The sequence below is a fragment of the Variovorax sp. PMC12 genome (assembly GCF_003019815.1).
GTDB lineage: Bacteria > Pseudomonadota > Gammaproteobacteria > Burkholderiales > Burkholderiaceae_C > Variovorax.
The window spans coordinates 5133381-5150898 of record NZ_CP027773.1 but is presented as its reverse complement, the minus strand read 5'-3'; the positions used below and the strand labels follow the sequence as shown (position 1 = coordinate 5150898).

The 17518-nt window shown below is 67.3% G+C and carries 16 protein-coding genes and 2 tRNA genes; 11 read left to right on the top strand and 7 right to left on the bottom strand.

All coding sequences use genetic code 11. The annotated features are described in order from the left end of the window. The first annotated feature begins 96 nt into the window (after nt 1–96). Nucleotides 97–1944 (top strand): diguanylate cyclase, encoded by a 1848-nt coding sequence (locus C4F17_RS24075; RefSeq protein ID WP_106936926.1) that lies wholly within the window; start codon nt 97–99, stop codon nt 1942–1944. Nucleotides 1945–1983: 39 nt separating this feature from the next. On the opposite strand, the gene C4F17_RS24070 is transcribed toward C4F17_RS24075, so the two are convergent. The 4 genes from C4F17_RS24070 to hrcA form a co-directional block, all read right to left on the bottom strand. Further along, nucleotides 1984–2202 (bottom strand): hypothetical protein, encoded by a 219-nt coding sequence (locus tag C4F17_RS24070; RefSeq protein WP_106936925.1) that lies wholly within the window; start codon nt 2200–2202, stop codon nt 1984–1986. A 123-nt stretch (nt 2203–2325) separates the two neighbouring features. Beyond that, nucleotides 2326–2529 carry a hypothetical protein gene (locus C4F17_RS32865; protein WP_159053693.1) on the bottom strand — a complete coding sequence of 68 codons (204 nt, stop codon included), beginning with the start codon at nt 2527–2529 and terminating at the stop codon, nt 2326–2328. Between the two features lie 279 nt (nt 2530–2808). After that, nucleotides 2809–2885 (bottom strand) — tRNA-Ile (locus tag C4F17_RS24065). Between the two features lie 31 nt (nt 2886–2916). Beyond that, a complete protein-coding gene (hrcA, locus tag C4F17_RS24060) occupies nt 2917–3924 on the bottom strand; it encodes a heat-inducible transcriptional repressor HrcA (protein ID WP_081269874.1) in 1008 nt (335 codons plus the stop codon). Between the two features lie 31 nt (nt 3925–3955). On the opposite strand from hrcA, the gene C4F17_RS24055 reads away from it, so the two are divergent. Genes C4F17_RS24055 through rapZ form a run of 3 tightly spaced genes read left to right on the top strand, consistent with a single transcriptional unit; the run spans nt 3956 to nt 7425 of the window. Then, nucleotides 3956–4867: an NAD kinase gene (locus tag C4F17_RS24055; protein ID WP_106936924.1), complete on the top strand. Its 912-nt coding sequence runs from the start codon at nt 3956–3958 to the stop codon at nt 4865–4867. Further along, nucleotides 4868–6550: a DNA repair protein RecN gene (recN, locus tag C4F17_RS24050; RefSeq protein ID WP_106936923.1), complete on the top strand. Its 1683-nt coding sequence runs from the start codon at nt 4868–4870 to the stop codon at nt 6548–6550. Continuing rightward, a complete protein-coding gene (gene rapZ / locus C4F17_RS24045) occupies nt 6547–7425 on the top strand; it encodes an RNase adapter RapZ (protein ID WP_106936922.1) in 879 nt (292 codons plus the stop codon). The genes recN and rapZ overlap by 4 nt, the downstream gene beginning before the upstream one ends. A gap of 10 nt (nt 7426–7435) precedes the next feature. Here the strand turns inward: rapZ and mutY are convergent, their stop codons facing one another. The 3 genes from mutY to mutM all read right to left on the bottom strand — a co-directional run bounded on the left by mutY (nt 7436) and on the right by mutM (nt 11335). Further along, nucleotides 7436–8482, bottom strand: coding sequence for an A/G-specific adenine glycosylase (gene mutY / locus C4F17_RS24040; RefSeq protein ID WP_106936921.1), 1047 nt, complete (start codon nt 8480–8482; stop codon nt 7436–7438). After that, on the bottom strand, nt 8472–10433 hold the full coding sequence (locus C4F17_RS24035) for a dynamin family protein (protein WP_106936920.1): 1962 nt from the start codon (nt 10431–10433) through the stop codon (nt 8472–8474). The genes mutY and C4F17_RS24035 overlap by 11 nt, the downstream gene beginning before the upstream one ends. A gap of 89 nt (nt 10434–10522) precedes the next feature. Then, complete coding sequence (mutM, locus tag C4F17_RS24030) at nt 10523–11335, bottom strand: bifunctional DNA-formamidopyrimidine glycosylase/DNA-(apurinic or apyrimidinic site) lyase (protein WP_081269879.1); 813 nt, start codon at nt 11333–11335, stop codon at nt 10523–10525. Nucleotides 11336–11416: 81 nt separating this feature from the next. On the opposite strand from mutM, the gene C4F17_RS24025 reads away from it, so the two are divergent. The 7 genes from C4F17_RS24025 (at nt 11417) to pth (ending at nt 17447) form a co-directional block, all read left to right on the top strand. Further along, a complete protein-coding gene (locus C4F17_RS24025) occupies nt 11417–13273 on the top strand; it encodes a tetratricopeptide repeat protein (RefSeq protein ID WP_081269880.1) in 1857 nt (618 codons plus the stop codon). Between the two features lie 2 nt (nt 13274–13275). Further along, entirely contained in the window at nt 13276–13812 is a 537-nt protein-coding gene (locus tag C4F17_RS24020; protein WP_106936919.1) for a lipoprotein insertase outer membrane protein LolB, read from the top strand. Beyond that, entirely contained in the window at nt 13809–14705 is an 897-nt protein-coding gene (ispE, locus tag C4F17_RS24015; RefSeq protein WP_106936918.1) for a 4-(cytidine 5'-diphospho)-2-C-methyl-D-erythritol kinase, read from the top strand. The genes C4F17_RS24020 and ispE overlap by 4 nt, the downstream gene beginning before the upstream one ends. Before the next feature lie 72 nt (nt 14706–14777). Next, nucleotides 14778–14854: transfer RNA gene (locus tag C4F17_RS24010), tRNA-Gln, on the top strand. A gap of 140 nt (nt 14855–14994) precedes the next feature. Beyond that, nucleotides 14995–15969, top strand: a complete 975-nt coding sequence (locus C4F17_RS24005) for a ribose-phosphate pyrophosphokinase (RefSeq protein WP_081269883.1) — start codon at nt 14995–14997, stop codon at nt 15967–15969. An 86-nt stretch (nt 15970–16055) separates the two neighbouring features. After that, complete coding sequence (locus tag C4F17_RS24000; RefSeq protein ID WP_106936917.1) at nt 16056–16736, top strand: 50S ribosomal protein L25/general stress protein Ctc; 681 nt, start codon at nt 16056–16058, stop codon at nt 16734–16736. A gap of 78 nt (nt 16737–16814) precedes the next feature. Next, nucleotides 16815–17447: an aminoacyl-tRNA hydrolase gene (pth, locus tag C4F17_RS23995; RefSeq protein WP_106936916.1), complete on the top strand. Its 633-nt coding sequence runs from the start codon at nt 16815–16817 to the stop codon at nt 17445–17447. Nucleotides 17448–17518: the final 71 nt, after the last annotated feature.

The following is a 17518-nucleotide window of genomic DNA, read 5'->3' as shown; positions in this document are numbered from 1 at the left end:
GGCAGATAGTGATGCTGCGCAGCCGGCCGGTGCGAACAAGCGCCATGCTTTTCCCCGAGAATCCGCCGTTTTGCCCGCTCCGCTGCAGCACATCCCATGATGTCCCGCCTCTTCCTACGCGGCGCCGCCGATACGCGCCTTGCCTGGCGCCTGCTGGTGGCCGCCGCGCTCGCGCTGTTCCTGTCAGCCGTCGCCGCCGCCCAGCCGGCCGGTGACGCGCAGCGCGGGCCGCTGCTGATACGGCACCAGCCGAACGGGCTGCCGGCCGTGCGGCATCTGCAGGTGTTCGAGGACAAGACGCGGTCGCTGAGCATCGAGCAGGTGCGCACGCCGCCGCAGGAGGCCAGGTTCGCCTTCCCGGACGACCCGCTGCGGGGCAAGGAATCCGACCGCGTGCTCTGGTTCAAGCTGCAGATGCGGCTGGCCGACCCCGCCGAAGCCTCGCGCGAGTGGCTCATGCTGGTGCCGACGGTCTCGACGCACGACCTGCGCTTCTACGGCCCCTACGACGCAGACGGCCACGCGCTGGCCGCCCCGGTCACCACCGGCATGCGCTACCCGTGGGCGAGCCGCCCGGCCGCGTCCGAACAGATGGCCTGGCGCTTCCGGTTGCCCGGGCCAGGCACCTACGACGTGTACTTCCGGGTCGAATCGACGTTCGCGCGCATCTACGACGTTTCGGTCTGGGACCCGGCCGACTACCTGCAGTCCACGCAGGACAAGCGCATGTTCGACGGCGTGACCTACGGCGTGCTGATCGGCCTGATGGTCTATGGCCTGGTCCTGTTCAAGGTGTTCGGCGAGGGGCTGTACGGCTTCTACATGCTGTCTTGCGCCTGCGGCGTGCTGGCCCTCGGCAGCATCAACGGCCACGCCTTGCGCTACCCCTTCGCCCACTGGCCCGCGGCGGCAGGCTTCGCCTACACCGCGGGGCCGGCGCTTTGGGCCATCTGCAAGCTGCAGTTCGGCAGGCGGCTGCTGCGGCTGCGCCATTTCGCGCCGCCGCTGGACTGGCTGGTGCAGGCCTTCACCGTCGCGCTGGCGCTGGCCATTCCGTACGCCAACTGGGGCGCCCATCCGCTGATGACCTTCCGGCTGGTGCAGATCTCGGTGATTGCATCGACCGTGGTGATGGTGATCGGCGCGCTGATCGCGATGCGGCGGCGCTACTGGCCGGCAGTGCTCTACTTCTTCGGCGTGGCGCTGCTGCTGGGCGGCATCGGCGCGATCGTGGTCGCGAGCTGGGGCTGGATCGAGTGGGCGCCGAACCAGATGAACGTGTCGCAGGGCGCGCTGGTGGCCGAGCTGATCGTGTTCGCCGTGGCCATGGGTTCGCGGCTGCAGCTCGTGCTGCGCTCCGAGCAGGCGCTCACCGCGCGCACGCAACAGTTGGTGGAGGCCCTGGGCACCGACGCGCTGACCGGCGCCGCCAGCCGCGCCGGCTTCGAGAGCCGCGGCGAGGAACTGCTGGACAAGGGCCAGCCTTTCGCCCTGATGCTGCTCGACCTGGACGGGTTCAAGGGCGTGAACGACGCGCACGGACACGCGGCCGGCGACCAGGTGCTGATCGCCATCGCCCAACGGCTTCGCGCGCAATTGCGCAAGGACGACGTGGTTGCCAGGCTGGGCGGCGACGAGTTCGCGGTGCTGGTGCTCGGCACGCCCTCACGCGACGCCATGAGCCTCATGGCCCGCCGCATGATCGAGGCGGGCTCGCAACCGGTCGAATACGAGGGCCGCAGCGTCACGGTCGGCATGAGCCTGGGAATTGCCTGCCGTCCAGGCGACGGCGACACCCTGGCCCGGCTGCTGCGCGCGGCGGACAGGGCGATGTACCACGTCAAGCAGCACCGGGCGGGCCCGGCGTTCACCTTCGCGTCGGACCTTGCCGCCCAGCCGGGTTCGCTGAGCGCCGATGTGATCCCGCTCGAACGTACGGGTTGAAGGCTGGAATGGCCCCGGGCCGCCCTCGAGGCGGCTTTTTCATGTGCATTGCTTTCGCAACCGGTTCAGTTCTGCTCGACCCTGCGGAGTGATGCGCAGGATGACGGCGGGGGGCTTCGAACCGCTGCCGGGCACCGGAAGATTCGCATCGATGAAGTTCGCCGCGGCGAGCACGGCCGCGCAATTGATGTCAGCCTCTTCGAGAACGGCGAGGGGAAATTGCGCCTCCTCGATGCGAAGCAGGAAATCCATCGGCATTGCAAATCCTCCACACAAGGTTCCGCTTGCGGGTATCGGTGTTCAGTGCTCCCCGCCATGTATCTTTCCACGCTTCGTCCGGCCAGCTTGTAGGCTTGCGCCCACCGTTGCGGCCACCTCCGATCAGCACTGCTGCGGGTACGTGATCTCGAGAGGATGAAACGGCAGGCCGGCATCCGTCCCCTGGAGTTTCACTTTCACGAGATCCCCGCTCATTCCGGTGATGACACCGCGCCGGCCATTGATTTCGACTGCGCCACCACGGCGCGCCGGCACCCCGAATTTCGCCCGGATGGCGGCAAGGTTGTCGGGCTTCTTGATACGCACTATTGGTCTTCAGCCTGCGGGGAGGCTGCCTTTTGAGTTTTGTTAACCCAAAGTACTACTTTTCCTGAGTTTCAAAGTCGGACAAGCACCCGAGCCTTTGTGCTGGAGACCGCACCGGGGCAAGCCATGAGCCGAGGCGGCCGCAGGGCCTGCTCGGCCAAATGACTGAAGTCGGGAAGAAGGCGAAGCCGCTCCGCTGATTTGCGGAGAGCGTTCACGGATTGCGGTGCAACGCCATGGAAATAGCGAAGCACGGAATCCAGAAGATACGGGGGATGGTGGTAGGCCGTGAGTGGCTTGAACACTCGACCAACGGATTATGAGTCCGCTGCTCTAACCAACTGAGCTAACGGCCCACGCGCCACGATTCTATTCGCGCCGCGGCGCCTATTTGCGATGGCTCAGCGCATTGCTCACCAGACGCGACGTGATATCGACGATCTGGATCATGCGTTCATAGGGCATGCGGGTCGGCCCGATCACGCCCAGCGTGCCCACGACCTGCCCGTCGACCTCGTAGTTGGCGCTGACGATGGACAGTTCCTCGAACGGCACCACCTTGCTTTCGCCGCCGATGAAAATGCGCACGCCCTCGGCCTTGCTCGACACGTCGAGCAGCCGCATCAGCTGCGCCTTCTGTTCGAAAAGCTCGAAGGCGCGGCGAAGCTGCCCCATGTCGCTGGAAAAGTCGGTCACCGAGAGCAGGTTGCGCTCGCCGGAGATCACCACGTCGTCTTCCTGCGCCTCGGTGAGCACCTCGGAGCTGACCTTCACGGCGGCCTGCATCAGCGCCGCGATCTCGCCGCGCAGCTTCTCGACTTCCGATTGCAGGCGATCGCGCACCTGCTCGATCGTCAGGCCCGCGTAGTTCGCGTTGATGTAGTTGGACGCCTCGACCAGCTGCGACTGCGAATAGTCGGCCTCCGGAAAGATCACCCGGTTCTGCACGTCGCCGTCGGGCGACACGATGATCACCAGCAGGCGCCGATCGGACAGCCGCAGGAACTCGATCTGCTTGAACACCGAAGCGCGGCGCGGCGCCATCACCACGCCCACGAACTGCGACAGGTTCGACAGCAGGTGCGCCGCATTGGCGATCACCTTCTGCGGCTGGTCGGGCGCCAGCGCCGGCGGACTCATCTGCTCGCGCTGGGCGGTGAGCATGGTGTCGACGAACAGGCGGTAGCCGCGATGCGTCGGGATGCGGCCTGCCGAGGTGTGCGGGCTGGCGATCAGCCCCAGTTCCTCGAGGTCCGCCATGACGTTGCGGATGGTCGCGGGCGACAGGTCCAGACCGGAAGAACGCGAGAGCGTGCGGGAGCCGACGGGTTGCCCGTCGGCGATGTAGCGCTCGACGAGCGTCTTGAGCAGCAACTTGGCACGGTCGTCCAGCATTGCAAGATTTTAGTGTTGTAATTTGTGAGATATGACCTCTCGCTTCCGTCACGTCGCCCTCATAGGCAAATACCAGGCTTCCGGCGCCCGCGCGCAGGCGGACGCGCGCGACGGCGTGATGGAAGGCATTGGCGCCTTCCTCGAATCCCAGGGGTGCAAGGTGTTCGTCGAGCGCTCGACCTGCGAGGACGACGCCGACGACGCGCCCGCCCATCCGCGCTACGAGGCCCTGTCGGTCGAGGAAATCGGCCAGCGCTGCGACCTCGGCCTGGTGGTCGGCGGCGACGGCACCATGCTCGGCATCGGCCGGCAGCTCGCCAGCTACGGCATTCCGCTGATCGGCATCAACCGCGGCCGGCTCGGCTTCATCACCGACATCCCGCTCGACAACTACCAGGCCACGCTGATCCCGATGCTGGCCGGCGAATACGAGGAAGACCACCGCAGCCTGATGCACGCGCGGGTCATGCGCGACGGCGCCTCGGTGTTCGACGCGCTGGCCATGAACGACGTGGTCGTCAACCGCGGCGCCACCTCCGGCATGGTGGAGCTGCGCGTGTCGGTCGGCCGGCATTTCGTGGCCAACCAGCGCGCCGACGGCCTGATCATCGCGACGCCCACGGGCTCGACCGCCTACGCGCTGTCGGCCGGCGGGCCGCTGCTGCACCCGGCGGTGCCGGGCTGGGTGCTGGTGCCGATCGCGCCGCACACGCTGTCGAACCGCCCGGTGCTGCTGCCCGATGCCGACGAGATCGTCATCGAGCTGGTGGGCGGGCGCGACGCCAGCGCCAATTTCGACATGCAGTCGCTCGCCTCGCTGGCGATCGGCGATCGCGTGGTGGTGCGCCGCTCCGACTTCCGCGTGCGCTTCCTGCATCCGCGCGGCTGGAGCTATTTCGACACGCTGCGCAAGAAACTTCATTGGAACGAGGGAGGCTCCTGAATGGCGCTGCGACGCATCGCACTGCGCGACTTCGTGATCGTGCGATCACTCGAACTCGACCTGTCCGGCGGCTTCACGGTACTGACCGGTGAAACCGGCGCGGGCAAATCCATCCTGATCGATGCGCTGCAGCTGGCGCTGGGCAACCGCGCCGACGCCGGCGCGGTGCGCGAAGGCGCCGAACGGCTCGACGTGAGCGCCGAATTCGATGCAGATCCGGCCTTGGCCTCCTGGCTCGACGAAGGCGGCTTCGAAGCCGGCGACGCGCTGCTGCTGCGCCGCACTGTCGACCTGCAGGGCCGCAGCCGCGGCTGGATCAACGGCAGCCCGGCCACGGCCACGCAGTTGCGCGAACTCGGCGACCGCCTGCTCGACATCCACGGCCAGCACGCCTGGCAGAGCCTGACCCGGCCCGATGCGGTGCGCGGCCTGCTCGACGCCTATGCGGGCGTGCGCAGCGACGCGCTAGACGCCGCCTGGAATGGCTGGCGGCAGGCGCTCTCCGCGCTCGAACATGCGCGCTCGGCGCAAGACTCGCTGCAGCGTGAGCGCGAGCGGCTGCAGTGGCAGATTTCCGAGGTCGCCAAGCTCGCGCCCGGCGTCGACGAATGGGAAGAACTGTCGACCAACCACTCGCGCATTTCCAACGCGCAGGCGCTGATCGACGCGGCGCAGGGCGCCAGCCAGGCGCTGGAAGACGAAGACAACGGTGCGCTCTCCGCGCTCTCGCGCGCGGCCACGCTGCTGAAGAACTGCGAGCACATCGAGCCGGAGTTCCGCAACCTCGGCGAAGTGCTGGCCTCCTGCGTGGCGCAGGCCTCCGACGCGGCCCACTCGCTGCACGGCTACCTTCGCGACGCCGAAGCCGATCCGCAAAGCCTGGCCGAACTGGACGAGCGCATGGGCCTGTGGATGTCGCTCGCGCGCCGCTACAAGCGCACGCCGGCCGACCTGCCGGCCTTGCTGGCCGGCTGGCAGGCCGAGCTGCAGGCGCTCGATGCGCAAAGCGATCTCGACGGCCTGGAACGTGCCGAGCAGAGCGCACAGCAGGCCTACATGAAGGAAGCCAAGGCGCTCGGCAAGTCGCGCAAGCAGGCGGCGCCGCGGCTCGCGCAGGCCGTCACCGAGGCGATGCAGGGCCTGGGCATGCAGGGCGGGCGCTTCGAAGTCGATCTGCAGCCGCTGGCGCAGCCCGGCCGCGCCGGCCTGGAAGAAGTGGCGTTCCTCGTGGCCGGCCACACCGGCAGCACGCCGCGCGCCATCGGCAAGGTGGCATCGGGCGGCGAGCTGTCGCGCATTGCGCTGGCCATCGCCGTGACGACCAGCCAGCTCGGCACCGCGCAGACGCTGATCTTCGACGAAGTGGATGCCGGCGTCGGCGGTGCCGTCGCCGAGACGGTCGGGCGCCTCATGAAGCAGCTCGGCCGCGACCGCCAGGTGCTCGCCGTCACCCATCTGCCGCAAGTGGCGGCCTGCGCGGACCACCACCTGGTGGTGGCCAAGCGCCAGACCGCGGCGGCCGGCAAGGAAGGCCCGCGCACCGAGAGCGGCGTGTCGCGCCTGGACGAAGACAACCGCGCCAGGGAAATCGCCCGCATGCTGGGCGGCGAGAAGGTTTCGCAGACTTCGCTCGCGCACGCCCGCGAGATGCTGGGCCACAAGACTTCCGCGGCCACGCCATGAACCTCGACCTGGTCCTCATCACGGGCATGTCGGGCTCCGGCAAATCGGTGGCCCTGCATGCGCTGGAAGACGCCGGCTACTACTGCGTCGACAACCTGCCGCCCGAGCTGCTGACGGCATTCATCGCCCTGCAGCACGAACAGCAGACGCCGCGCGTGGCCATTGCCATGGACGTGCGCAGCGGCGTCTCGCTGCCCATCGTTCCGCAGCAGCTCGATGCGCTGCGGCGCGACGGCGGGATCTCGCTGCGTTCGCTGTTCCTCGACGCCACCACCGACGCGCTGCTGCGCCGCTATTCCGAAACCCGCCGCCGCCATCCGCTCTCGCGCCAGGAAGGCCGCACCGACGTGCCCGAGCAGCATCGCGTGCTGATGCAGGCCATCGAGCTGGAACGCGAACTGCTGGCCGACCTGCGCGATGGTGCCGACGTGATCGACACCAGCCTGATCCGGCCGGCGCAGCTGCAGAGCTACATCAAGTCGCTGATCTCGGCGCCGCAGAGCGCGCTGACGCTGGTGTTCGAGTCGTTCGCCTTCAAGCGCGGCGTGCCGCTGGATGCCGACTACGTATTCGACGTGCGCATGCTGCCGAACCCGCACTATGTGCCCGCGCTGCGCCCGCTCACGGGACGCGACGAACCGGTGATCGAATGGCTGCGCGAGCACGACGACGTGGCGCGCATGTACGACGACATCGAGCAGTTCCTGTCGCACTGGCTCGATGCGCTGGCGCGCGACCACCGCAGCTACGTGACGGTGGCCATCGGCTGCACCGGCGGGCAGCACCGGTCGGTGTTCCTGGTGGAGCAGCTAGCGCGTTCGTTCGGCGCCCGCTGGGGTGCGCTCAAGCGGCACCGCGAACTCGACGCGAACTGACCGCCGGCTTCTATCGGGCCTCGCTGCTTTCCAGCAGCTTGCGCACCGGGGCCGGCAGGCCCAGCCGGCTCCACTCCTGCGCGTCGACCCAGCGCGCGCCTTCGCCGAGCGGCTGGGCGCCCTCGATCAGCACCGGGTGCAGGTGCAGGTCCTTGTGGGTCAGCACGTGCACGAAGGCCGGCATGTCTTGCGTGCCGCGTTGCGCGGCGGGCGGCAGCGCTGCGAGCAGGTCGTCGCGGCTGTCGAACACGGGCAGGCAGTGCAGCCCCGCCCATATGCCCTTCGCCGGCCGTTTCTCCAGCCACACGCGGCCCTGCGCATCGCGCGCCAGCAGCAGCCAGAGCGACTGGGCGCTGCGCTTGAGCTTGCGGGTCTTGACGGGGTAGCGCTCGGGCGCGCCCTCGCGCAGGCCCACGCAGCGCTGGTCGACCGGGCAGATCATGCAGCTGGGCTTGCGCGGCAGGCAGACCGTGGCGCCCAGGTCCATGAGCCCCTGCGTGTAGTGGGCGATGGCCTCGCGCTGTTCGGCGGGGGGCAGCAGCTGCGTCGCGAGATCCCAAAGGGCGCGCTCCTGCGCAGACGACGACATGTCGCCGCCGAAGCCGAGCACCCGCGTCAGAACGCGCTTCACGTTGCCGTCGAGGATCGCCACGCGCTCGCCGAAGCAGAAGGCGGCAATCGCCGCGGCGGTGGAGCGGCCGATGCCGGGCAGGGTCACGAGTTCCTGCGCCGTGCGCGGGAATTCGCCGCCGAAGCGCGCGACGACGTCCTGCGCGCAGCGGTGCATGTTGCGCGCGCGGCTGTAGTAGCCCAGGCCGCTCCAGAGGCCGAACACCTCGTCTTCGGTTCCGGCGGCCAGCGCCTTCACGTCCGGAAAGCGCTCGAGGAATCGCGCGAAGTAGCCGAGCACCGTCGACACCTGCGTCTGCTGGAGCATCACCTCCGACAGCCAGACGCGGTAGGGGTCGCGGGTGTTCTGCCACGGCAGCTGGCTGCGGCCGTGGCTGCGCTGCCAGGCCACGATCTGCGCGGCGAAGTCGGGGGATTCAGGCAGCACGCAGTTCGCCGGCGACAGCCGCAGCCTGCGGCTTTGCCTGCTGGGTGATGAGCGTGGTGAATTCGCGCAGCCGCAGATGAAGCTCGGCCAGGTTGCTTTCCTGCGCGGCGAGCTCCATCAGCCGCTCGTCGAGGTTGCCCGCCGCGCTCTGGATGCGCTCGATGGCCTCGATGCGCTTGCTGAAGTTGCGCCGGCGCTCCTTGAGCTGCGCATCGATCTGCGCGCTCGCGCCCTTGCTCCAGCGCTCGACCTCGGTCATGGCGGCTTCGTTCACCAGCCGCAGCCGGCTGGCCAGCGCGCGCACGAGCTTGTCGCAGAAATCGGCCTGCGCGAGCTTCAGCAGGTTGCCCACGCCGAGGTAGTGGATGTGGCTGCGCTCGATCTGGCTGAGCTCCTGCTCGAAGCCGGTGAGGTCGGGCTCCGCCGGTGCCTGCAGCGTGAAGCCCTGTTCGGCATTGAGCTGGCGGAAGGTGGCGTGCAGCATCGACTGGATCTCCGCCGTGGTCGCCTGCACTTCGCGCAGGTTGTTGCGCAGCGAGTCGAAGGTCTCCGCGTACACCTTGCGCACGCTGAGCTTCACGCCGGGGCGCTTGAGCGCGGCCGACAGCCGCACCATGTCGGCCTTGAGCGCGGTACGGCCGAGCACGGCATACACCTCGCGCAGCAGCTTGCCCTGCACCGAGCGCAGCGCCAGGATGCGCGTGTTGCTGCCCTCGAACTCGGCATGCTCCTGGTCGATGCGCGCGCGCATGTGGCGGATCACCGAGACATTCTTGCCGCGCAGCCCCTGCAGCTCGAGCGCCTGCTCGGACAGGTCGCGCTGGCGCACCTTCAGGATGCGTTCGGCCTCGACGCGCAGCGCGCTCATGCCGGCATCGACGGCCAGCCGCAGCATGGTCTCGCGCTTGCCGAGCACGCCTTCGCCGAGCAGCGCTTCTAGCGCCGGCAGGCGGCTGGCGTCGAGCAAGGGCACATCGCGTTGGATCTTGGCCTGCAGGCCCTTCTGCGCGGACACCGGCAGCACCTGCGCCAGCGGCACCTCAAGCAGGCGGGCCGCGCTTTCGCGCTGGCGCTCGATCTGCTGCGCGATCTGCGCGGGCGTGCTCAGCGTGTCCCACATGGTGTCGATCTTGTTGAGCACCACGAAGCGCGTGTTGTTGCCTTCGTCTTCGGTGATCAGGTGCTCGCGCCAGATGGAGAGGTCGGAGCGCGTCACGCCGGTCTCGGCGCCCAGGATGAAGACGACCGCGTGCGCCTGCGGGATCAGGCTCACGGTGAGTTCGGGTTCGGCACCGATCGCGTTCAGGCCGGGGGTGTCGAGAATCACCAGCCCCTGCTCCAGCAGCGGATGCGGCATGTTGAGCACCGCATGGCGCCAGCGCGGAATCTCGACGCGGCCTTCGGCGTCCTGCACCGGGTTGTCGTCGGGCGTCTCGTCGTCCCAGAAACCCAGCGTGCGCGCTTCGTCCTTGGCGACCCAGCGCACCTCGGCCACCTTGCTCATGGCCTGTGCCAGCTGCTCGGCATTGGCTACGTCGATGGCGATCTCGGTCCAGCGCGTGGGCTTTTCGCGCCAGTGCGCGAGCGAGTGCGGCTCCAGGCGGGTCTCGATGGGCAGCAGCCGCAGCTTGGGCGCAAGCGCGGGGTCGTAGCCCAGCTCGGTCGGGCACATCGTGGTGCGCCCGGCGCTCGCGGGCATGATGCGCCGCCCGTAGCCGGCAAAGAAGATGGCGTTGATCAGCTCCGACTTGCCGCGCGAAAACTCCGCGACGAACGCGACCATGACCTTGCTGGTGCGGATCTGCGTCTCGAGCCCGCGCAGGCGCTCGGCCACCGCCTGGTCGAGCAGCTCGTTCTCGGTCAGCCAGCGGGACAGCCACTGCAGCCGGCGGGCGAAATTGCTTCGCCAGGCGCCGTGCTGATCGAGTTGTTGGTTGAAGGAGCGGCTCAAGAGACAGATGTAAAAAAGAGCTTACAAATATAGCATCGAGAGGTAGGCAGCAACCGTTTTCGGCCCATTTAGCTCGACGGTTACATCCGCTATTTCTGGCAGTTGGGACAGTAATAGGTGGAGCGCTGCCCCTGCCTCAACAGCCGGATGGGCGTTGCGCAGACCCGACAGGGTTCGCCGGCCCGGCCGTAGACGGTTGCCTCGAGCTGGAAATAACCGTTCTGGCCGTCGATGTTGGAGAAATCGCGCAGCGTGCTGCCGCCCTTTTCCACCGCCCTTGCAAGGATCTCGCGCACCGCCGCATGCAGCTTGGCGGCACGCGGCCGGCTGATGCGCGCGGCCGACAGCGTCGGCCGGATGCCGGCCTGGAACAGCGCCTCCGACGCATAGATGTTGCCCACGCCAACCACCACGTCGCCCGCCAGCAGCACCTGCTTGACGGCGGTCTTGCGCTTCTTGAGCCCGGCATGGAAGACGTCGAGGTCGAAGTCTTCGCCCAGCGGCTCCATGCCGAGCCCGCCGAGCAGCTTGATGGCCCAGGGCGCGTCTTCGTTCTCCACATAGACGACGGCGCCGAAACGGCGCGGGTCGTTGAGCCGCAAGGTGCCCAGGTCGGTGACGAGATCGAAATGGTCGTGCGTGCCGGGCGGCGGCAGCACCGCATCGAAGCGCAGGCTGCCCGACATGCCCAGGTGCAGCAGCAGGATGCCGCGGTCGAGATCGATCAGCAGGTATTTGCCGCGCCGGCGCACCTGGAGCACGCGGCGCCCGACCAGCGCCTCGGGCAGCACCATCAGCGCCCAGCGCAGTGGTTTTCCGATGCGTACCGCGTCGATGCGCGCCCCGGCGATGCGGTCGGCAATGCCGCGCCGGGTGACTTCGACTTCGGGTAATTCAGGCATGAAAAGTAAATCTCCGGCAAATGCCGACGGCGACGAAGCCCCACGCGGCGCACGTTCAAAAGGCTGGATTATTATGGTCGGATGAACCTTCCGCCCCGCCGACACCGCCTTGCGGCGGCCGCGTCTCTCGTCTTGCTGGCCTGTGCCGTCCACGCGCAAACCAACGACCCAGCAGCCCCCGACAGCCCCGCTCCCATCATCGAACGGTCCGCGCCACGCAAGCCGGCGGCCAAGCCGCAGCAGACCGTCGTCGCCAAGGCAGCCGCTGCCGCCGAGCCTGCGGCGCAGCCGTCGGCACTGACCGCGGACCTGTTCTATGAAATCTTGATGGGCGAGCTGACGACCCGCTCCGGCGACCCCGGCTCCGGCTATGCATTGGTGCTCGACGCCGCACGCCGGCTGCGCGACGGCAAGCTGTTCCAGCGCGCGGTCGAGATCGCCCTGCAGTCGCGTTCCGGCGATGCGGCACTGGCGGCGGCCCGTGCCTGGCAGGAAACGCTGCCCACCTCGCGCGACGCCCGGCGCGTCGAACTGCAGATCCTGATCGCGCTCAACCGCATCAGCGAAACGACCGAGCTGCTGCGCGCCGAAGTGGCGGCCACCTCGCAGGTCGAACGGCCGCTGCTCATGGCCGTGATCGTGCGCAACTATTCGCGCGCGCCCGACAAGAAGCTGGCCGCCTCGGTGGTCGAGCAGGCCTTGTCCGACGAACTCAAGAACCCGGCCACCGGCGCGCTGGCCTGGGCCACCGTGGGCCGGCTGCGCCTGAACGCGGGCGATGCTTCCGGCGCGCTGGAAGCCGCTCGCAGGGGCCAGGAACTCGATCCCTCGTCCGACGCCCCGGCTGCTCTGGCACTCGAGATGATCGACCCCGGCCAGCCGCTGGCCGAGCCCATCGTCACCCGCTACCTGAACAACAACCCCAAGGCCGCCCCAGACCTGCGCGTGGCCTACGCCCGCGTGCTGGTCGAAAACCGCCGCTTCCCCGATGCCACCGCGCAGCTCCAGGCCCTCACCACGGCCCGGCCCGAACTGGCCGAGCCCTGGCTGCTGCTCGGCAGCCTGCAGATGCAGGCCAAGCAGGACGCGGCCGCCGAGGCCTCGCTCAAGCGCTTCATCGAACTCTCGGGCAACCAGGGCAAGGACGCGGGCGAAGCGGGAGACCGCCGCCGCAGCGTGTCGCAGGCGTACTTTGCACTGGCGCAACTGGCCGAGCGCCGCAAGGACTACGCGGCCGCGGAACGCTGGCTGTCGCGCGTGACCGGCACGGACGACATCGTCGCCGCCCAAACCCGCCGCGCGGCGCTGCTCGCGCAACAGGGCAAGCTGCCGCAGGCGCGCGAACTCATCCGGTCGCTGCCCGAACGCACGGCCGACGACAAGAAGCAGAAGTTCCTCGCCGAGGTGCAGCTGCTGCGCGACGCCAAGCAATACCAGGCGGCCTACGACATGCTGGCCCAGGCTTCAGCGGCCTCGCCGGACGACGCCGACCTCGTCTACGACCAGGCCATGGTCGCCGAGCGCCTCAACCGCCTCGACGACATGGAGCGCCTGCTGCGCCGGCTCATCCAACTCAAGCCCGACAACCAGAATGCGTACAACGCGCTGGGCTATTCGCTCGCCGATCGCAAGATCCGGCTCGACGAGGCACGCACGCTGATCCAGAAGGCGGTGCAGCTCGCGCCGGACGATCCGTTCATCGCTGACAGCCTGGGCTGGGTCGAATTCCGCCTCGGCAACACCACGGAGGCGATCCGCATCCTCGAAGCCGCGTACAAGACACGGCCCGACCCCGAGATCGGCGCGCACTTCGGTGAAGTGCTGTGGAGCAGCGGCCAGAAGGACCGCGCGGTCGCGATCTGGAAAGAAGCCTTGCTGAGCGACTCCGAGAACGAAACCCTGCAGGAAACACTCAAGCGCCTGCGCGTGAAGCCTTGAAGATGACGCTGGCAAAGGCGCTTGCGCCGCAACGGATCGATCACGGGCGACGCGTGCTGCTGGCCGCTGGCGGCGCTGCATTGCTCGTCGTGGCAGGCTGCGCCCAGCTGTCGGGTGGCGGCGCTTCGGCGCCCAAGGCTTCGGACAGCTGGAGCGGACGGATGTCGCTGCGCATCGAGAGCGAGCCTGTACAGACCTTTGCCGCGCTGTTCGAGCTGCGCGGCTCCGCAGACTCGGGCGATCTCACGCTCACGACCCCCATCGGCAGCACGCTTGCACAGCTGCACTGGTCGCCGGGCGAAGCACTGCTGAAAGACGGCAGCAACACGCGGCGCTTCGACTCCGTCGATGCGCTCATCGAAGCAGCCACCGGGGCAGCCATTCCGGTCGGTGCGCTGTTTGGCTGGCTGGCGGGCCGCAATGATCCCGTGCCTGGCTGGAAGCCGGACCTGGGGCAGCTCGCCAACGGCCGCCTGGCGGCGGTACGCGAAGCACCGAGCCCGCGGGCTGACCTGCGCATCGTGTTCGAGCGGTCATGAAGGCGATCTACGACCTTTCCGCGCCGGCCAAGCTCAACCTCTTCCTTCACATCACCGGCCGGCGCGACGACGGCTACCACCTGCTGCAATCGGTCTTCATGCTGATCGACTGGTGCGACACGCTGCATGTCGAATTGCGCCGTGACGGCCAACTGAGCCGCGAAGACCTCACGACCGAGCTGCCCGCGGACGACCTGATCCTGCGTGCTGCGCGTGCACTGCAGGCGTTCGCCGCGCCGGGCCAGGGAGCCCACATCGGCGTGGCCAAACATGTGCCGGCGCAGGCGGGCATGGGCGGCGGCTCTTCGGACGCGGCCACCTGCCTGCTGGCGCTGAACCGCCTGTGGGGGCTGAACCTGCCGCTCTCGCGCCTTGCCCACATCGGGCTGAAGCTGGGCGCGGACGTGCCTTTCTTTCTCGGCGGCCGCAATGCGTGGGTCGAGGGCATCGGAGAGCAGCTGACACCGGTTACACTCCCTGCCGCGCGTTTCGCGGTGGCCAAGCCTCCCGAGGGACTCGATACCCGATTAATTTTTTCAGCAACAGATCTTGAACGTTCAACTCCTGTTGCTATAATCACAGGCTTTGCTGCAGAGAGCGAATCGCTCGAAGCGACAAACCTGAAAAGCTCGGTTCTGAGCCCTTCGGTTTTCGACTTCGGCCACAACGACCTGCAGCCGGTTGCCCAGCGACTTTGCCCCGCGGTCACCGACGCCATCGAATGGCTCGGAGCCCAAGGGTTGAAGGCACGGATGACCGGCTCCGGAAGTTCGGTGTTCGCGAAAATGCCGCAAGCGCCGCAGGAAGCGGAACTGCTGGAAGCCCCCAAGGGCTGGCAGGTTCGTCAATGCAGCAACCTGGAAGTCCATCCACTCTGGGGATGGGCAACCTGAAAAGATGATCGGGCCGTTCATTCGGTTCGATGCGACATATATCGGTTGGTGGTGAAAATCATCGACCCGTGTAGGGGAGTCGCCAAGCTGGTTAAGGCACTGGATTTTGATTCCAGCATGCAAAGGTTCGAATCCTTTCTCCCCTGCCAAATCTTCAACGACTGCGGCCAAATGGCCGCAGTCTTCATTTGCAGCTCACCCGCTGCAATAATCGGCGGCCTACCGGTCGCCATGCATCACAAACCTTTTGGCGGCTTCCTAAGCCAATTTGCACTGCCGGGACGCGCTCATGCAGGCTAATCACCCTGATTTCATGGTTTTCACCGGTAACGCCAATCCTGGCCTTGCTGCGGAAATCGCGCACAACCTCGGTACTTCGCTGGGCGCCGCCCGCGTGGGCCGCTTCTCGGACGGTGAAGTCACCGTCGAGATCAACCAGAACGTCCGCGCCCGCGACGTGTTCGTGGTCCAGTCGACCTGCGCTCCTACCAACGAAAACCTGATGGAACTGCTGATCATGGTCGACGCGCTCAAGCGCGCTTCGGCCGAGCGGATCAGCGCCGTCATTCCCTACTTCGGCTACGCCCGCCAGGACCGCCGTCCGCGCTCGAGCCGCGTGCCCATCTCGGCCAAGGTCGTGGCCAACCTGCTGGAAACCGTCGGTGTCGAGCGTGTGCTCACGATGGACCTTCACGCCGACCAGATCCAGGGCTTCTTCGACATTCCGGTCGACAACATCTACGCCTCGCCGGTGCTGCTGGGCGACCTGCGCGCCAAGAACTACGAAGACCTGATCGTGGTTTCGCCCGATGTCGGCGGCGTGGTCCGTGCCCGCGCGCTGGCCAAGCAACTGAACTGCGACCTCGCCATCATCGACAAGCGCCGCCCGAAGGCCAACGTCAGCGAAGTCATGAACGTGATCGGCGAGATCGACGGCCGCAACTGCGTGATCATGGACGACATGATCGACACCGCCGGCACGCTGGTCAAAGCAGCCGAAGTGCTGAAAGAGCGCGGCGCCAAGAGCGTCTACGCCTACTGCACGCACCCGATCTTCTCGGGCCCGGCCATCGAGCGCATCACGCAGGGCTCGGCCCTCGACGAAGTGGTCGTGACCAACACCATTCCCCTTTCCGACGGCGCCAATGCCTGCGGAAAGATCCGCCAGCTCTCCGTGGCACCGCTGATCGCCGAAACGATCCAGCGCATTGCCAAGGGCGAGTCGGTGATGAGTTTGTTCTCGGATCAGGACAACCTGTTCTGACCGGGGCATGAAGCTGGCCTCCTTCGCAGGAGGCCTTTTTGAACCGGAGTCGCACTGGTCGCGGTGGACTCTCACAGGAGCTAGTTATGAAATTCGTCGCTTTTGAGCGCGCAAAGCAGGGCACGGGTGCGAGCCGCCGTCTCCGCATCACGGGCAAGACCCCCGGCATCGTCTACGGTGGCGACACCCAGCCGCAACTGATCGAGATCGATCACAACGCGCTGTGGCACGCCCTGAAGAAAGAAGCTTTCCACTCGAGCGTGCTCGAGATGGAACTCGGCGGCACGACCAGCAAGGTCCTGCTGCGCGACGTGCAGTACCACCCCTTCCGCCAGCTGGTGCAGCACATCGACTTCCAGCGCGTCGATGCCAAGACCCGCATGACCACGAAGGTGCCCGTGCACTTCAAGGGTGAAGAAGAATCCGAAGCCGTCAAGATCGACCTGAACCTGGTCAACCACGTGACGACCGAACTCGAACTGAACTGCCTGCCGAGCGATCTGCCCGAGTTCATCGAAGTCGACCTGTCGGGCCTGAAGAAGAACGGCACCGTCACGCTGAAGGACATCAAGCTGCCCAAGGGCGTGAAGTGGGTCAGCCACGGCAAGGTCAACCCGGTGCTGGCTTCGGCCGTGTCGCCGGCGGCTGAAGAAGTCGACGCTCCCGCCGAAGGCGCTGCCGATGCAGCAGCCGCCGCCGCACCGGCCGGCAAGGGTGGCAAGGCTCCGGCCGCCAAGACCCCCGCCGCTAAGACTGCCAAGAAGTAATCTTCTTTCGCATCCGTTGCTGCAGAAGGCCCGCCTCGTGCGGGCCTTCTGCTTTTTGGCGGCGGGATAATCAAGGCCATGATCAAGTTGTTCGTCGGCCTCGGAAACCCGGGCCCTGAGTACGAAGCCACGCGGCACAACGCGGGCTTCTGGTGGATCGACGCCCTGGCGCGCGACTGGAAACTCAACCTCGTGCCCGAACGCGGCTACCACGGCCTCGCGGCGCGCGCCAACATCGGCGGGCAGAGCATCTGGCTGCTGGAGCCGCAGACCTTCATGAACCTGTCGGGCAAGTCGGTGGCGGCGCTCGCGCGCTTCTTCAAGATCGCGCCCGAGGAAATCCTGGTGGTGCACGACGAGCTCGACGTGGTGCCCGGCCAGGCCAAGCTCAAGTTCGGCGGCAGCCATGCCGGCCACAACGGCCTGCGCGACATTCACGCGCAGCTCGGCACCGGCGACTACTGGCGGCTGCGCCTGGGCATCGGCCACCCCGGCGTGAAGTCGGAGGTGGTCAACTGGGTGCTCAAGAAGCCACTGAAGGAACAACGCGAGGCGATCGAAGACGCCATCGTCCGCACGCTGCACGCCACGCCCGCGCTGGTGGCGGGCGAGATGGAAAAGGCGACGCTGCTGATTCACACGAGCAAGCCACCGCGGCCCAAACCGCCGCGGAGGGAGCCCGGCGACGGGGGCACGCCTGCAGCCACCTAGCCGGCCATCGGAGCGCAGGAGGGAGAGAAATAAAAAATGAGAGAGAAAAGCGGAAGAAGAACGACAGCAGG

What these genes read in the sequence shown, in the direction of transcription:
- C4F17_RS24075 (WP_106936926.1), top strand. Translation starts at nt 97, where the DNA reads ATGATGTCCCGCCTCTTCCTACGCGGCGCCGCCGATACGCGCCTTGCC.
- mutM (WP_081269879.1), bottom strand. Translation starts at nt 11,335, where the DNA reads ATGCCTGAATTACCCGAAGTCGAAGTCACCCGGCGCGGCATTGCCGAC.
- rapZ (WP_106936922.1), top strand. Translation starts at nt 6,547, where the DNA reads ATGAACCTCGACCTGGTCCTCATCACGGGCATGTCGGGCTCCGGCAAA.
- recN (WP_106936923.1), top strand. Translation starts at nt 4,868, where the DNA reads ATGGCGCTGCGACGCATCGCACTGCGCGACTTCGTGATCGTGCGATCA.
- hrcA (WP_081269874.1), bottom strand. Translation starts at nt 3,924, where the DNA reads ATGCTGGACGACCGTGCCAAGTTGCTGCTCAAGACGCTCGTCGAGCGC.
- C4F17_RS24070 (WP_106936925.1), bottom strand. Translation starts at nt 2,202, where the DNA reads ATGCCGATGGATTTCCTGCTTCGCATCGAGGAGGCGCAATTTCCCCTC.
- ispE (WP_106936918.1), top strand. Translation starts at nt 13,809, where the DNA reads ATGAAGGCGATCTACGACCTTTCCGCGCCGGCCAAGCTCAACCTCTTC.
- C4F17_RS24055 (WP_106936924.1), top strand. Translation starts at nt 3,956, where the DNA reads ATGACCTCTCGCTTCCGTCACGTCGCCCTCATAGGCAAATACCAGGCT.
- C4F17_RS24000 (WP_106936917.1), top strand. Translation starts at nt 16,056, where the DNA reads ATGAAATTCGTCGCTTTTGAGCGCGCAAAGCAGGGCACGGGTGCGAGC.
- C4F17_RS24025 (WP_081269880.1), top strand. Translation starts at nt 11,417, where the DNA reads ATGAACCTTCCGCCCCGCCGACACCGCCTTGCGGCGGCCGCGTCTCTC.
- C4F17_RS24005 (WP_081269883.1), top strand. Translation starts at nt 14,995, where the DNA reads ATGCAGGCTAATCACCCTGATTTCATGGTTTTCACCGGTAACGCCAAT.
- pth (WP_106936916.1), top strand. Translation starts at nt 16,815, where the DNA reads ATGATCAAGTTGTTCGTCGGCCTCGGAAACCCGGGCCCTGAGTACGAA.
- C4F17_RS24020 (WP_106936919.1), top strand. Translation starts at nt 13,276, where the DNA reads ATGACGCTGGCAAAGGCGCTTGCGCCGCAACGGATCGATCACGGGCGA.